16 protein-coding genes are annotated in these 14,158 nt (G+C 64.3%); 9 read left to right on the forward strand and 7 right to left on the reverse strand.

The annotated features are described in order from the left end of the window. Positions 1-2: 2 nt before the first annotated feature. Positions 3-305, reverse strand: a complete 303-nt coding sequence (locus tag FJV77_RS08860) for a metalloregulator ArsR/SmtB family transcription factor (RefSeq protein ID WP_142866432.1) — start codon at positions 303-305, stop codon at positions 3-5. Between the two features lie 50 nt (positions 306-355). Between FJV77_RS08860 and FJV77_RS08865 the strand changes: the two genes are divergently transcribed. The 3 genes from FJV77_RS08865 to FJV77_RS08875 all read left to right on the forward strand — a co-directional run bounded on the left by FJV77_RS08865 (position 356) and on the right by FJV77_RS08875 (position 4,479). After that, positions 356-1,297, forward strand: coding sequence for a threonine/serine dehydratase (locus FJV77_RS08865; RefSeq protein WP_142866433.1), 942 nt, complete (start codon positions 356-358; stop codon positions 1,295-1,297). Between the two features lie 155 nt (positions 1,298-1,452). After that, entirely contained in the window at positions 1,453-4,065 is a 2,613-nt protein-coding gene (locus FJV77_RS08870) for a TIGR02302 family protein (protein ID WP_142866434.1), read from the forward strand. Positions 4,066-4,107: 42 nt separating this feature from the next. After that, positions 4,108-4,479, forward strand: coding sequence for a glyoxalase superfamily protein (locus tag FJV77_RS08875; RefSeq protein ID WP_142866435.1), 372 nt, complete (start codon positions 4,108-4,110; stop codon positions 4,477-4,479). 127 nt (positions 4,480-4,606) lie between these two features. Here the strand turns inward: FJV77_RS08875 and FJV77_RS08880 are convergent, their stop codons facing one another. Further along, a complete protein-coding gene (locus FJV77_RS08880; protein ID WP_112562313.1) occupies positions 4,607-5,470 on the reverse strand; it encodes a LysR substrate-binding domain-containing protein in 864 nt (287 codons plus the stop codon). 215 nt (positions 5,471-5,685) lie between these two features. Between FJV77_RS08880 and FJV77_RS08885 the strand changes: the two genes are divergently transcribed. Then, positions 5,686-6,633, forward strand: a complete 948-nt coding sequence (locus FJV77_RS08885) for a DMT family transporter (RefSeq protein ID WP_142866436.1) — start codon at positions 5,686-5,688, stop codon at positions 6,631-6,633. 6 nt (positions 6,634-6,639) lie between these two features. Here the strand turns inward: FJV77_RS08885 and FJV77_RS08890 are convergent, their stop codons facing one another. From FJV77_RS08890 to FJV77_RS08900, 3 genes are all read right to left on the reverse strand, one after another. Continuing rightward, positions 6,640-7,011, reverse strand: a complete 372-nt coding sequence (locus tag FJV77_RS08890; RefSeq protein ID WP_112562237.1) for a response regulator — start codon at positions 7,009-7,011, stop codon at positions 6,640-6,642. A gap of 64 nt (positions 7,012-7,075) precedes the next feature. Beyond that, the gene (gene hpt, locus FJV77_RS08895) at positions 7,076-7,618 is read right to left on the reverse strand and encodes a hypoxanthine phosphoribosyltransferase (RefSeq protein WP_023673315.1); all 543 of its coding nucleotides are present in this window, start codon (positions 7,616-7,618) and stop codon (positions 7,076-7,078) included. 26 nt (positions 7,619-7,644) lie between these two features. Beyond that, on the reverse strand, positions 7,645-8,283 hold the full coding sequence (locus FJV77_RS08900) for a hypothetical protein (RefSeq protein ID WP_142866437.1): 639 nt from the start codon (positions 8,281-8,283) through the stop codon (positions 7,645-7,647). Between the two features lie 180 nt (positions 8,284-8,463). On the opposite strand from FJV77_RS08900, the gene ftsE reads away from it, so the two are divergent. From ftsE to FJV77_RS08915, 3 genes are all read left to right on the forward strand, one after another. Further along, entirely contained in the window at positions 8,464-9,123 is a 660-nt protein-coding gene (ftsE, locus tag FJV77_RS08905; RefSeq protein WP_023685344.1) for a cell division ATP-binding protein FtsE, read from the forward strand. Beyond that, the gene (locus FJV77_RS08910) at positions 9,116-10,105 is read left to right on the forward strand and encodes an ABC transporter permease (protein ID WP_142866438.1); all 990 of its coding nucleotides are present in this window, start codon (positions 9,116-9,118) and stop codon (positions 10,103-10,105) included. The genes ftsE and FJV77_RS08910 overlap by 8 nt, the downstream gene beginning before the upstream one ends. Before the next feature lie 173 nt (positions 10,106-10,278). Beyond that, complete coding sequence (locus FJV77_RS08915) at positions 10,279-10,965, forward strand: YdcF family protein (protein WP_246691194.1); 687 nt, start codon at positions 10,279-10,281, stop codon at positions 10,963-10,965. 5 nt (positions 10,966-10,970) lie between these two features. Here the strand turns inward: FJV77_RS08915 and FJV77_RS08920 are convergent, their stop codons facing one another. Then, the gene (locus FJV77_RS08920) at positions 10,971-11,594 is read right to left on the reverse strand and encodes a pyridoxamine 5'-phosphate oxidase family protein (RefSeq protein WP_142866440.1); all 624 of its coding nucleotides are present in this window, start codon (positions 11,592-11,594) and stop codon (positions 10,971-10,973) included. A gap of 115 nt (positions 11,595-11,709) precedes the next feature. Between FJV77_RS08920 and FJV77_RS08925 the strand changes: the two genes are divergently transcribed. Both FJV77_RS08925 and FJV77_RS08930 read left to right on the forward strand, forming a co-directional pair. Then, a complete protein-coding gene (locus FJV77_RS08925) occupies positions 11,710-12,615 on the forward strand; it encodes a LysR family transcriptional regulator (protein WP_142866441.1) in 906 nt (301 codons plus the stop codon). Positions 12,616-12,705: 90 nt separating this feature from the next. Further along, positions 12,706-13,503, forward strand: coding sequence for a 1-acyl-sn-glycerol-3-phosphate acyltransferase (locus FJV77_RS08930; RefSeq protein WP_142866442.1), 798 nt, complete (start codon positions 12,706-12,708; stop codon positions 13,501-13,503). A 24-nt stretch (positions 13,504-13,527) separates the two neighbouring features. Here the strand turns inward: FJV77_RS08930 and FJV77_RS08935 are convergent, their stop codons facing one another. After that, entirely contained in the window at positions 13,528-14,154 is a 627-nt protein-coding gene (locus FJV77_RS08935; RefSeq protein ID WP_246691195.1) for a LysE family translocator, read from the reverse strand. Positions 14,155-14,158: the final 4 nt, after the last annotated feature.

A 14,158-nucleotide genomic window follows, 5' to 3' on the forward strand; every position in this document is an offset into this window, starting at 1 on the left:
CGCTAGAGCCGGTTCTGGATGAGCATCCTTGTGTCGGCGATCTTGTCCTCGTCGCGGCGGTAGAACGTCCATTGCTTGATGCGCTTGGGGCGCAGCAGGCCGGCCTGGATAAGCACGCGCATATGCTCGGAGAGCGTCGCCTGCGTAATGCCGAGCTTCTCTGCGATCAGCAGCGCGCAAACGCCGTCCTCGACCAGATCGCCGTCTGCCTGGGCCGGGAAATGCGCCCGCGGATCCTTCAGCCAGTCGAGGATCTGCAGTCTGCGTTCGTTGGCGATCGCCTTGAAGACATCAACCTCTTGCATTTAGCCATTTTGCCAAGTTACTAATTGCTGTCAATCCCAAGGAGATGGTCATGACCAACGGCAGCAGCATCACGCGCGAACGCATTGCCGCGATGGAGCCGCGCATCCGCCCCTATGTCAGACACACGCCGGTGTTGCGCGTCGACATGGCCGATTTCGACCGGCCGCCGCTGGCGGTCGACCTCAAGCTCGAATGCCTGCAGCATTCCGGCTCGTTCAAGGCGCGCGGCGCCTTCACTAATCTGCTGGAACGGCCGGTGCCCGCGGTCGGCGTCGTCGCGGCGTCGGGCGGCAATCATGGCGCCGCTGTCGCCTATGCCGCCATGCGGCTTGGCCACAAGGCGACGATCTTCGTTCCCGAAGTCAGTCCGCCGGCTAAGCTTCAGCGCATCCGCGGCTACGGCGCCGAACTGATCGTCGGCGGGGCCCGCTATGCCGAGGCGCTTGCTGCCAGCGAGGGTTTTGCCGAAAAGACCGGCGCCTTGCAGATCCACGCCTTCAACCAGGAAGAAACACTCGTCGGCCAAGGCACGCTCGGCCTCGAAATCGAGCAAGACTTGCCTGAGATCGACACGCTGCTGGTCGCCGTCGGCGGCGGCGGCCTGATCGGCGGCATCGCGGCCTGGTTTGCCGGTCGCATCAGGATCATCGCCATCGAACCTGAAGGCGCGCCGACGCTCCATCGCGCCTTCGAGGCCGGCCACCCGGTCGATGCGCCCGCCGAAGGCGTCGCCGCCGATTCGCTGGCGCCCAAGCGCGTCGGCGAAATGATGTTCCCGATCGCCGAGGCCTTTGTCGAGCGCTCCATCCTGGTCACCGACGACGCCATCATCGCCGCGCAGAAGGCACTGTGGGAGCGGGTGCGGATCATCGCCGAGCCGGGCGGCGCCGCAGCCTTCGCAGCGCTGTTGTCCGGCCGCTACACGCCGGCACCGGGCGAACGGATCGCGGTCCTGGTCTGCGGCTCAAACACCGATCCGGCCAAATTCTGATTCTTGCCGAAATTCTGATTCTTGCTTTGACTGAATTGCGGGTGGAAACCCGCCAAAGCTCTTCAAGTTTTCCGGAACCGCCTCGCCTTTGCCGTGTTTGCTGGTAAACTTGCATTGGTTGAGTCCGGGCTATCCCGCCCGGGCAGGAAGGGCCGATGACGGAAAGCCCCATTTCCAGCGGCGATCGCAGCCTGGCCGGGCGGCTTGCCCTAAGCCGGCTGGCGACACGCCTCTCGATGTCGGTCGAGCGCGGCTGGCCGCTGATTCTACCGCTGCTCATCGTCGCCAGCCTGTTCCTCAGCCTCTCCTGGCTCGGCCTTTTCCCACGCCTGCCTGACGTTGCGCGCATTGCCCTGGTCGTGGCGTTCGGCATTGCCGCGGTTGCAGCGCTCTATCCGCTGCGTTTCTTCAAGCTTCCCTCCGCCGCCGAGGTCGACCGCCGCATCGAGGCGGCCAACCAGTTGCAGCACAGCCCGGTGCTGGTGCAGACCGACCGTCCGAGCGGCAAGGAAAGCATCTTTTCCCAGGCGCTGTGGCGCGAGCACCAAAAGCGCATGGCCGAAAAGCTTGGCAGCCTCGGCGCCGATCTGCCGCGTACCCGCGTGCCGGAACGCGACCCGTGGGGGCTGCGCGCCGTGGCGGCGCTGCTGTTGGTTACTGCTTTTGCCTTTTCCTTCGGCCCGTCGGGCGGCAGGCTCTCCGATGGTTTCCGCGCCCATGCGGCGCGCGACATCGTGCCGCCGCGCATCGATGCCTGGGTGACCCCGCCGGCCTATACCGGCAAGCCGCCCATCTTCCTGACCACCCCAGTCATCGACAACAATGCCAAGCAGGCAACCGCCACCTTCACCGTGCCGCAAGGCAGCGACGTCTCGCTGCGCGTCACCGGCGGCTCCGGCGAGGAAACGCTCAGCTTCGCCGACAAGAGCGGCAATGCCCGCGCCATCGACCCGACGGGACCGCAGGCGGCAGCGATCAAGGCAGCGGCGGCCAACCCGGCGACACCCAAGCTGCGCCAGTTCACCGGCAAGCTGACGGCTGACGGGACGCTGACGCTGAAATCGGGCGAAGCCGATCTCGGCCAATGGGCATTCGCGGTGATCCCCGACAAGCCGCCGACGATCCGCTTCGTCGGCGAGCCCAAGCGCGCCGTCAACGGCGCCTTCGAGCTCAATTACCAGATCGACGACGACTATGGCGCGGCCACCGCCAAGGCGGTTTTCGCGCTGGTCGATCCGGCGGCGCCCGGTGCGCATCCGCTCTACGGATCGCCTGAAATGCCATTGGCGCTACCGCGCCGCGGCGGCAAGGCGAACGCCGCCAAGACCACCAAGGACCTCACCGAACACGTCTGGGCCGGCGCCAGCATCAAACTGTCGCTTGTCGCCACCGACGACGCCGGGCACACCGCGACCAGCGAAACCAAGACTATTGTGATGCCCGAGCGGCCCTTCGCCAACCCACTGGCGCGGGCAGTGATCGAGCAGCGCCGCCTGCTGGCGCTCGATGCCAACGCCAAGCCGCGCGTGCTCGACCTGATGGACGCCATCACGCTCCGACCCGAAGACACGTTCGACAACATGTCGCATTACCTCGCCGTCATGAGCGCCCGCAGCCGTCTGAAGATGTCCGACAGCGACGACCAACTGCGCAGCGAGGTTGCCTATCTCTGGGAAATCGCGCTCGGCATTGAGGAAGGCAATCTCTCCGCGGCGGAAAAGCGCCTGCGCCAGGCGCAGCAGGCGCTGCAGGACGCCATCAAGCGTGGCGCCAGCGACGAAGAGATCGAAAAGGCGATGAAGGAACTGCGCGAGGCGATGAACGAATTCCTGCAGGAGTTCGCCGAGCGCGCCAAGCAGAACCCGAACGCGCCGCAGATGCAGCAGAACGGCCGTGAGCTGCGCCAGAGCGACATCGACCGCATGATGGACCAGATCGAGAACCTGGCGAAATCAGGCGATCGCGACAAGGCGCAGGAGCTGCTGTCGCAGCTGGAAAACATGATGAACAACCTGCAGGCCGGCCGTCAGCAGCAAGGCGGCGAGCAGGACAGCGAAATGCGCCAGCAGATGGACAAGCTGGGCGAGATCATGCGCCGCCAGCAGGAGATGATGAACGACACCTACCGCATGGACCAGATGCAGCGCGGCCAGGGCCAACGGGATCAAGACCAGCAGCAGGATGGCGACCAGCAGCTCGGCGGCCAGGATCAGGACAAACCCGGCCCCGGTGACGATCGCGATCCGCTTGCCCGTAAAAAGCCGATGACGGCGCAGGAATTCGCCGATGCGATGAAGCAGTTGCAGGAAGGCCAGGGCCAGCTGCAGAGCGAACTCGACAAGCTGAAGAAGGGTCTGGAAGGCATGGGCATGCAGCCCAATGAGGGGTTTGGCGAAGCCGGCAAATCCATGGGCAATGCCGAAAAGTCGCTTGGTGAAGGTGAAGGCGACCAGGCAGTCGGCCACCAGGGTCGCGCGCTGGAAGCGCTGCGCAAGGGCGCCAAGGAGATGATGAAGCAGTTGCAGGCGATGCAGGGCGACCAGGGCGGTAGCCAGGAAGGCGGTCGCCAGCAGGACGCCGACCGCGACCCGCTAGGCCGGCCGCGCGCCAGCCGCGGACCCGATTTCGGCGATTCGGTGAAGGTGCCCGACGAGATCGACGTGCAGCGTGCGCGCCAGATCCTCGAAGCGATCCGCAAGCGGCTCGGCAACGCGCTCAGCCCCGACATCGAGCGCAGCTATCTCGAGCGGTTGCTCGAACTGAAGTAGCGTCGCTCGGGGGAATATCCGATCCAGCCCAATGGTGACGCCATGCCGAAACTTGGGGCTGTAACGCCCATCCTGCGCATCTTCGACATCGCCAAGGCGCGCGAATTCTATCTCGACTTCCTCGGCTTCACGATCGAGTTCGAGCATCGCTTCGACGACAATGCGCCGCTCTACATGGGTGTAATCCGCGACGGCTGCGTCCTGCATCTGAGCGAACATCATGGCGACGGTGCTCCAGGCATAGCCATGCGCATCAAGGTCGAGGACATAGCGGCGCTGCATCGCGAACTGATCGGCAAGAAATACCGCTATGCCCGGCCGGGTCTCGAAACAACGCCCTGGCAGACCCGCGAAGTGGCGGTCGGTGATCCCTTCGGCAATCGCCTGCATTTCTACGAGGATGCGGCAGGCTAAGCAGTTTCCCGGAAGGAGCTGTTCTAATGCATGTCGCCCAGAAGTGTGCTGCGGTTCTGGGACAACGACATGCATCAAAACAAAGACTTAAAGCGCGTCGCTTGAATCCGTTTCAGCGCGACGCGCTTTAATCGGACCTGTTGACGAATGCGTCGCGGATCGCTTCCTGCATGCCGTCGATCGCCTCGCCTGACGCGTTCGGGTTGCGATGCATCACCACATTCGAGGAGTCGATGTGACCGAACCCGTCGGCGGCAGTGAGCTCGCGACAGCCATCGGGAATGTTGCTGTGCGAGATCGGCGCGATCGCCAGGCCAGAGGTGACGGCAAGCTTCAGGCCGCCGGTGGTGTCGCTGGTATAGGCAACACGGTAGGCCAGCCCGCGCTGTTCCAGCGACTTGATGGCGAAGTCCTTGCACCAGCCGGCCCTGTTGTAGAGCGCGATCGGCACCGGCCGCTCCTCATGCATGTGATGCAGGCTCGATGTCACCCACACCGTCGGATCGTGCATCAGCACCTCGCCGCCACCAGGATCCTGCCATTCGAAGACCACGGCGAGGTCGAGCTCGCCGGCGGCAAGTGCGGCCAGCTGCGCGCCTGAATGCGCATAGCGTACCGTAACCTCGACCTTGGTGTGGCGTTTTGAGAAAGCGCCGAGCGCGCGCGACAGGATGGCGTGGCCATATTCCTCGGGAATGCCGATCCGCACCGGCCCGCCGAGCGGTGCCGCCGCCATCGACGCCGCCGTCTCGTCGAGCAGCGAGACGATGCGGCGGGCATTGACGATCAGCTCGCCGCCCCGGCGCGTCAGCGCTACGCCGCGCGAGCCGCGTTCGAACAGGCTGTCGCCGACCAGCTCTTCAAGCTTCTTCATCTGCATCGACACAGCCGACTGGGTGCGGCCGGCCTGCTCGGCCGCCCGGGTGAAATTGCCCGCTTCGGCAATGGCGACGAAGGTGCGCAGGAGATCGCTGTCGAGGGTTGGCCGCATTGTCTCAGTCATAAGCAAATTTGATCGCTGGTATCATTCCAATTCGTTTGCAACATGTCAAACGCCGGACGATAGTCAGCCTACCCCATTGGATATGCGGCCGCGAAATCGGTTGCGGACCAATCGAAGAGTCCTCACTCATACCCGCTGCCCGAAACGGTGGCGGGTTCTTTTTACCCCGCGGCCGGGCGGCTGCGGGCAGGCAAGGGGCCGGCATGCGCAACCGGATCGTTCTCGGCATCATCAGCCTGTGTCTCGGCGTGCTGGTGTTCTCGCTCCAGGATCCGCTGGTCAAGGCGGTGTCGGGCGGTTATCCCGTCACCGAGGTGATGTGGATCCGCTCGATCATCGCCTTGCCGATCCTCATTGTTCTCGTCCGCGCCGATGTCGGCCTGCGGGCCATCGCCTCGAAGCGGTTTGGTCTGCTGACGATCCGTGCCTTCATCCAGTTCAGCTCCTATACCGTCTACTATCTGGCGATCGCCGCCTTGCCGTTGGCCGATGCAGTGGCGCTCTACTTCATGGCGCCGCTGTTCATCATGGCGATGGCTGGGCCCTATCTCGGCGAACGCGTCTCCTGGCAGGCGCTCGCCACCGTGCTGATCGGCATGCTGGGCGTGGTCGTGATGCTGCGCCCGGGCGCCGGCCTGTTCGACTGGGCGGCCTTCTTGTCGCTGGGTTCGGCGCTGCTCTACGGCTTTTCGCAGCTGATGGCGCGCAAGATCGGCGATACAGAATCCTCAACCGTCATGGCCTTCTACCAGAACGGCGCCTATCTCGTCGGCGCGGCCCTGGTTGCCGGCACATTCTGGCTTGCCGGCATTACCCACGCGGCCCATCCCAGCCTCGAATTCCTGGTGCGGCCATGGGTCTGGCCGACGACGCCGGATTTCCTCAAGATGGCGGCGTGCGGCTTCGTCGCTTCGGCTGGCATGATTCTTCTGTCGCAGGCCTACCGGCTGGCGCCGGCCAACCGCGTCGCCACCTTCGAATACACAGGGATCATCTGGTCGCCGCTGTGGGGCTTCCTGTTCTTCAACGAGGTGCCGCGCTCGACCACCGCTATCGGTGCCGCGCTGATCATTGGCGCCGGCTTGCTCGCGCTCAACACCGAACGGCGCCGGAGCACCCTGGTCCTAGCCGCAACTCAGGATGCGGCTTGAACAGTGTCAGGCAAAGCAGGCCAGCGCCTGTTCGACGCGGGAGCGGATTTCGGCCAGCGTGAAAGGTTTCTGCACGACATCGATAATGATGCCGTTCAACTCCTCGGCGCGCTCGCGCTGGTCGGCATAGCCGGTCATCAGCAGGATCTTCATCGCCGGAAAAAGCCTGGCCGCCGCGATCGCCATCTCGATGCCGTCCATCTCCGGCATGCGGATATCGGAGACGACGAGGTCGTAACCGCCGCCCGCCGCGCTGATCATCGCCAGCCCCTGCGCGCCATCGGCGGCAATGTCGATTGAATGCCCGGCGCGTTCGAGCGCGCGGGCGGCGAGGGTGCGGACGGACTCATCGTCCTCGACGATCAGAAGCTTTGCCATGGGCCGGAATTTGGCGGGCAAAAGTTGACTTTTTCTGAAAATTTGAAGCGTCGGAGGCCTTTTCTCAGGCGTCGCCTTTCACGACGCCGACAAACGGCAATTCCCGGAAAGCGTGCGCAACGTCCATACCGTAGCCGACGACGAAATAATCGGGGCAGTCGAAGCCCACATAATCGGCGTTGAGCTCGGTCTGGCGACGCATGCGCTTGTCGAGCAGCACCGCGATGGCGCAGCTTTTGGCGCCGCGCGACAGCATCAGATTGCGGGTGAAGGAGAGTGTCTTGCCTGATTCGAGAATATCATCGATCAGTAGCACGTCACGGCCGGCGACCTCATTGTCGATATCGCGCAGCACCCGCACCTCACCGCTGGTGGTGCCGGCGCCATAGCTGGAAATGAAGATGAATTCGACCTCCGGCGACAGCCCGACATCGTGCATGGCGCGAATGAGATCCGCGGCAAAGATGAAGGAGCCTTTCAGCACTGAAATTACCAAGAGGTCGTGGTAATCGTGCTCGGCGATCTCCTTGGCGAGCTCCAGATTGCGCCGCGCGATCGCGGACGCCGAAAACAGGACTTCGATGTCCTTGCCGCGCACAACTGGCATCAATAACCTTTCCGAGAAATCGTCGCCTAACCGGCGAAAGTGACCGAGACGGCCTTTACACCGTTTCTAGGCACGTCGAGACGGCTGGAAAAGCCGAATCTTTCGCCGGGCGCCAGCGAACGGTTGGATGTCCCCAACGTATAGCGCGTGATGCGGCTGTCATTGCCGGTGACGCGGATTTCCAGCGGCGGCAATGGCCCGGCTTTCACCCCGTCATTGACGGCCTCGCCATCGACGAACAGCACCGGGGTGGCGCCAGACGCGTCGACACGCGAGGTGACGCCGGCAATGCTGAGTACGGCGCCCGCCGGCTGTTCGACTGTCCAGAACGGCGTCTGGCGCACCAGCGCGTGACCGCCCGAGACCCAGAAAGCGGCGAGCGCCGCACCGATGCCGGCGATCCAGAAGATCGGCCCGCCTCGCGACGCCGGCGGCCGCACGGTTGCGGCGTCCGGCTTGCGCAGCATCTCCATGCCTGCGATCGACGGCGTGGCCACATTGCGCGCAGGCGCCTGGATGGCGTCCGCCCTCGAGGCTCCGCGTGACAGCACCTCATAATCGGCATCGACGATGTCGGTCGCCAAAGGACGCAATTCCGGCGCGACACTCTTCCCGGCCATGATTTCGCCGGAAACCGGGCGCGCGGTTCGTTGCTCAGCCATCATGGCCCCGCTGTTCGCTCTTCGTTTCTTTTGCGTAAATGGAAATGGTTAACGCTTCCCCACCGGAACCCTTGTGACGCATTCAAAAACAGCGAAAATTAACCGACGGTTAACCATGGCGGCCGATGGTCGTTGGACAGAAAGGGCTGGCACGCCGCCGCCACACATTTCAGGTCGTCGCACGTGATCCGCTTTGAAAATGTCGGCCTCCGCTATGGCATGGGTCCGGAAATCCTCCGCGACATCTCCCTGCACATTCCGGAGAGCTCCTTCCAGTTCCTCAGCGGGCCCTCCGGCGCCGGCAAGACGACGCTGCTGCGCCTTCTGTTCATGTCGCTGAAGCCGACACGCGGACTGATCACCATCTTCGGCAAGGACCGCTCGCGCATCTCGCGCGCCGAACTGCCGCATCTCAGGCGCCGCATCGGCGTGGTGTTCCAGGATTTCCGCCTGCTCGACCACATGACCACCTATGAGAATGTCGCTCTGCCGCTGCGCGTGCGCGGCCGCGAGGAAGCGAGCTACCGCACCGACGTCACCGAACTTTTGAAATGGGTTGGTCTCGGCGAGCGCATGCATGTGCTGCCGCCGGTCCTCTCGGGCGGCGAAAAGCAGCGCGCCGCCATCGCCCGCGCGCTGATCGAACAGCCCGAAATCCTGCTCGCCGACGAGCCGACCGGCAATGTCGACCCGCCCCTGGCGCGTAGGCTGCTCAGGCTGTTCATCGAGCTCAACCGTCTCGGCACCGCTGTGGTGATCGCCACCCACGACCTCGGCCTGATGGAGCAGGTCGACGCGCGCCGCATGATCCTGGCCGGCGGAAGGCTGGATATCTATGACTGAGCTATTCGCCGAACAGCTGCATGAAGCGGCCGCGGAGCAGGCAGGTACGCCGCAGCGTGTCCAGCGCCGCATGGCGCCGATCGTGCCGGCGCAGAACATTGCCGGCCGCGCTCTGGTGCTGGTCATCGCCATCATGACCTTCCTGTCCTGCCTGACCTTCGGCGCCGTCACCCTGGTGCGCGATACCGCCTCGGTCTGGGAGAACCAGATCTCGCGCGAGGCGACGATCCAGATCAAACCTGTCGACGGCCTCGATATGGAGGCAGCCCTTGCCCAGGCCTCGCAGATCGCCGGTGAATTCCCCGGGGTGAAAGCGACCAGCATCATCGATCGCGATGCGACAGCCCGCCTTTTGGAGCCATGGCTGGGCTCGGGGCTGAACATCGACGAACTGCCGGTGCCGCGGCTGATCATCGTCACCATCGACGAGACCAGCCCGCCCGACTTTGCCGCCATCCGCGCAGCGATCACGCCCAAGCTGCCAAGTGCTTCGCTCGACGATCACCGCACCTGGGTCGACCGGCTGGTCGCCATGGCCCGCACCACGGTCACCATCGGCATCGCCGTCTTGGTGCTGATGTTGTCGGCGACAGTTCTGACGGTGGTATTCGCCACCCGCGGCGCCATGGCCGGCAACGGCCATATCATCGAAGTGCTGCATTTCGTCGGCGCCGAGGCGCGCTTCATCGCGCGTGAATTCCGCTGGCATTTCCTGGTCACCGGGATGAAGGGGGCTGCCGCCGGCGGCGCCGCAGCGATCCTCGTTTTCATCGTCTTTTCCTGGTGGTCGTCGCGCAACATGGCAACGCCGCAGGCCGACCAGGCGACCGCTTTGTTCGGCAATTTCGCCATCGGATCGGCCGGTTATCTCGGCGTCGGCCTGATGGTGCTGGTGATCGGCGGGCTGACGGCGGCGACATCGCACGCCACCGTCGTCGCCTATCTCAGCGACATCGATGTCCGCCAGCCGGATGCGGGCTGAGCAATGACGGCAGAAGCGAAAAACAGTTCGGGGGCCAGGGACAAGAATAGCGGAGCGATCACGGATCGAAAAACGACGTAACGCAATGTGCGCTTTTTTTCTTATCAAAGCGGCATTTCAGGATTAACCATAGGATGATGGACGCGCGGAACTCAACCGGGACGGTTGGACAGATGCCAGTGGTGGGTGCGCTTTCACGTGTGCGCACCGGCCCGGGTCGTTTGCGGACGGTGTTGCGTCTCGGCTCCCTCTGTCTACTGCTGCTGGTGGCGCTGTTTGCCGGCGGCTTCGGCTGGTTCGCCAGCAAGGTCAGCCACATGACAACCCCGGCCGATCCGGCCAAGGCCGATGCTATCATCGTCCTGACCGGCGGTCAGGCGCGCCTCGACGCCGCACTCGATCTGCTTGCCTCCGGCAAGGGCGAGCGGCTGCTGATCTCAGGCGTCCATCCCTCCGCCAGCCGCCGCCAATTGCAAGCCGCGACCGGCGGCGACAAGGCGCTGTTTTCCTGCTGCGTCGACATCGACCGCGCCGCACTCGACACGATCGGCAATGCTCAGGAGAGCGCCAAATGGGTGGAGAGCCACGCCTACGGCAGCGTCATCCTCGTCACCAACAATTATCATATGCCGCGCAGCCTGCTGGAGATGGGCCGTCTGCTGCACGGCGCCAGGCTTGAGCCCTATCCGGTGGTCAACACCAATCTCGACAATGGCGACTGGCTGACCAAGCCGGAAGCGCTGCGCGTGCTTCTGACCGAATACAGCAAATATCTGCTGGCGCTGGCGCGCGGCATCGTCCCGGTCCGCCAGACCGCCGACAGCGTCGCGCTGGCCGAGGTTTCGACCGCAAAGGACTGACTCGATTACCCCTTAGCCGAGGCGCCGCGCAGCCGCGCAATCTCCTGTTCGAGCCGCTCAATCCTTTTGTCGCGTTCGGCAAGTGCAGCCGCCACGTCGGCCGCTTCGAAGCGCTGCGGAATGTGTTGCGGGCAATTGGCGTCCCAGGCCGAGACGGTGAACAGGATGACCTGCTCGGGACGTGCTTTGTAGTCCTGCGGCATCAGCTTTGCCAAAAGCTCGGCATCGTCCTCGACGACGCGCGCCATACCCCAGATCTTGACGCGCTGCCGATGCGCATAATCGATCAGGAACAGGAATGCCTGGTTGTTGTCGGCAAGGTTGCCTTGGGTGATGAACTGCCTATTCCCGGAGAAATCGGCAAAGCCGATGGTCTTCTCGTCTAGCACCTTGAGGAAGCCGGCAGGACCTCCGCGATGCTGGATATAGGGCTGGCCCTCGCCATTGGCCGTCGACAGGAAGACGCTGGTCTGCGCCGCGATGAAGTCGGCGAGGTCCGACGTGATATGGGCGCGCCATCCGCCGCGCTCCTCGGCGCTGGCATAACCCTTGCGCGACCCCTTGCGGGTCTGGATCGCCTTGACCGTCGGCGTGAAGGCGACATCGCTGATGAAGGTATGAGCGTTCATGGAAGACTCCGCGAGGCCAAATCTCTGGCCATTGTGTGCTCCGATATAGAGGCTTCCATCTTCCGGATGTAGATGGCATGTTCGCAACATCTCCTTCCATTTTGTGGAAGCAACGATGGATCGCTTCGAGGCCATGTCGCTGTTTGTCGCCGCAGTGGAGGCTGGCAGCCTTTCCGCCGCCGGCCGCCGCTTCGGAATTCCGCTGGCGACGGTCAGCCGCAAGGTTTCCGACCTCGAAAAGCATCTGCAGACGCGACTGCTGAACCGTTCGACCCGGCAGTTGACGCTGACCGATGCCGGCCAGGCCTATCTCGCCGCCTGCCGCCGTATCCTGGGCGAGGTCGGCGAGGCCGAGCGCACCGCCGCCGGCGAATACAGCACGCCGACCGGCGACCTGTTCATCACCGCCCCGATCGTCTTTGGCCGCCTGCACGTGCTGCCCGTCGTCACCGAGTTCCTCGCGGCCTACAGCCAAGTCAACATCCGCCTGACGCTGGCCGACCGGATAACCCAGCTGGTGGAGGAACATCTCGACCTTGCCATCCGCATCGGCGAGCTTGCACCTTCGAGCCTGGTCGCCATCCGCGTCGGCGCGATCCGCCGCGTGGTGTGCGCCAGTCCCGCCTATATCGCCGCGCACGGCATGCCGCAGACCCCGGAAGATCTGGCCGCGCATGAGTGCATCAGTTTCGAGGGGCCCTCCGCTCTCGCCAGCTGGAGCTTTGCCGGCGGCAAGGGTGAACTGATTGTGCCGATCCGCTCGCGGCTGCGCGTCAACACCGCCGAAGCGGCGATCGATGCCGCGATTGCCGGCGCCGGGATGACGCGCGTGCTGTCCTACCAGATCGCCGACGCGGTACGCTCTGGCGTGCTCGTCCCGGTCTTGCGGCCCTTCGAGCCACAGCCATGGCCGGTGAGCCTCGTCCATGCCGGCCACGGCCTGCTGCCGGTCAAACTCAGGGCATTCCTTGATTTCGCCGCTCCGCGGCTGAAACAGCGGCTGCTGCAGGCGGCGTGGTGAACTGAGGGCCGGCTGCGGCCATTGCGGCGTTTCCTTTTTGCCCGCGCTTGGTGTAACCAACGCACACCTCCTCAACGGGCCCTTCCCCGCATGCTCTACATCCGCTCGCTGGCGTTCAACCTCGTCTTCTACGTCAACCTGGTCGTCCAGATGATCCTCTGGACCCCATACTATTTCCTGTCGCCGCGCCACCGTGCCTGGTTCGTGCCGAAATTCTGGTCGCGCACCAGCCTGTGGCTCTACGACAAGATCGCCGGCACCAGGAGCGACATCACCGGTTTGGAAAACCTGCCCGAAGGTTCCTTCATCCTGGCGCCGAAACACCAGTCATTCTGGGACGCGATCGCTTTCTTTCCGCTTCTCCAGGACCCGCTTTACATCCTCAAGCGCGAACTGACCTGGATCCCCTTCTTCGGCTGGTACATCATGAAGATGCGGATGATCCCGGTCGACCGCGGCAGCCGCTCCAAGGCGCTGAAGCAGGTCGTTGCCTCGACCAGGCAGGAAATGGCACGCAATCCGCGCCAGCTGATCATCTATCCCGAAGGCACGCGCCGCGCACCTGGCGACGAGCCGGCCTATAAATACGGCATTGTCGAACTTTACACGCAGCTTGGCGTCCCGGTGGTGCCGGTTGCCCATGTCGCCGGCCTCTACTGGCCGCGCCGCAAATTCATGCGCTTTCCCGGCACCATCAAGGCCCGCTTCCTGCCGCCGATCCCGCCCGGGCTCGGCAAGGACGAATTCATGGACCGGCTGATCGGCGAGACCGAAGTCGCCTGCGACCAGCTGCTGATCGAGGCGTCGCGTTCGCCGAACCCGCCGCCAATGCCGCCGACCGCGGTGAAGCGGTTGGCCGAACTCGCTGCCGCGAAGGCGAAGGCCTGATCTCATCAGATCTACCGTTCGGGCTCACGGCCACGCCGCCAAAGCCGTGGTCAGCACCAGCGTTGCGGCGAACACCAGGTTGATGATCCGCGACGCCAGCGGCTGGCGCAGGGTGCTGGCGAAGGCCGCGCCGGCCAGAAGCCACAGCACATGAATGGCGACGATCATCAAGGTGAGAACCGCGAGCCTCGCCGGAACGCCGAGAGCATCGGCGCCGGCCGCCGTCGCGGAGCCGGCAAGGACCGCGGCAATCGCGACATAGGCCTTCGGATTGGCGACGGCGAGCAGGAAGCCGCCGAGGAAGGTTGGCAGCACAGCCCCGCTGTCGCGTGCCGCCAGCGGCGGCGCCGTCGCTATCCTGAAGGCGAGATAGAGGATGTAGGCGGCGGAAGCGACCGCCAGCACCGGCGCCACCCCCGGCATCGAGGTGAGGACAGCCGTGATGCCGGTGGCCACCACCAACAGCACCGCAACCGTGCCGAGAATGATCCCCCAGGCATAGCGGAGCGAATTGCGCAGGCCTAAGGCTGCGCCTATCGCCGTGACGCTGATCGTCGCCGGGCCCGGACTGCCCATGACGACGGTTGCCGCCAGCACCAGCGCCAGCAATTGCTGCCAGGGCTGTGTCTGCGAAAGGATCTCTATGGCCACGCTG

The organism is Mesorhizobium sp. WSM4306, assembly GCF_007003975.1.
Lineage (GTDB): Bacteria > Pseudomonadota > Alphaproteobacteria > Rhizobiales > Rhizobiaceae > Mesorhizobium.